Here is an 893-nt window from a genome sequence, read left to right as displayed (position 1 = left end):
GAAGGCTCTTAATGTTCATTTCTGACCTCCAGTCAAAGTTAAAAATGGGTCTGGGCATTCTGATTTGGCTGAAGGACAACCTGTCCCCATCCCCTGATGAAAAAGTTGCACCGAAGCGCTCGTTCTTCTGGATGTGAAGATACTCGCCAACTTTTTCTATTCAACATCGAATGTTGCTAACCAGTCCTTGTCAGCACTCTATGAGGAGAGGTTGTTGCAGAAATGACACGAAATTGCCCGACTTCAATACAGAAATTAAAGCTTTATTAGCGTTTATGAACACCTGTTAACCTGTCTTAACGCTTGAAAACATGTATTTTTTAGCAACTGATTCAAAATCGAACTGACGAAATTTCCCAATAAGGTCGAAATCGATCGCAGATCAGTCCTTTGCGCACCCACTGCCACAATCTTAACGGCATGAACCAGATAAATAAGATCGAATCCCCTCGCATATTAAATGTCTGAAGAGAGCTGCGCGACGAAAAGCCAGCGATTAATCCCCTATGCATTTATATCAAAACAAAAAAAATACTGTGAAACTTGCTATTGGATGCTCAAATCGCTTGAAATGATTGAGCGTACCAGCTATCTCGCCCTTATTGGAGAGGTGGCCGAGTGGTCGAAGGCGCTCCCCTGCTAAGGGAGTAGACCCGGAAGGGTCTCGTGGGTTCGAATCCCATCCTCTCCTCCATAAGCACCACACCTATCTTTCCTTCAACACCGCAATTTCAACGTGTAACTTGACTCGAAAGCTTCGTTTCGAGCTTTGACTAATTGCTCGTATCGTCTATGCCGTTTTGCTGAAATAATCTAAAGTATTGGAATATATAGTTTTTTCGAATTCCGGTCGATTCTTGACTGGAGGTCAGAAATGAACATTAAGAGCCTTC

General features: G+C 43.1%; 1 tRNA gene. It reads left to right on the top strand.

Going from position 1 to position 893, the window contains the following annotated elements:
- The first annotated feature begins 604 nt into the window (after positions 1 to 604).
- Positions 605 to 694, top strand: a tRNA-Ser gene (locus tag CEV31_RS08730).
- Positions 695 to 893 lie beyond the last annotated feature (199 nt).

The organism is Brucella thiophenivorans, assembly GCF_002252445.1.
GTDB classification, from domain to species: Bacteria; Pseudomonadota; Alphaproteobacteria; order Rhizobiales; family Rhizobiaceae; genus Brucella; species Brucella thiophenivorans.
The sequence above is the reverse complement of the archived record's forward strand: the minus strand, read 5'-3'. Positions and strand labels throughout refer to the sequence as shown.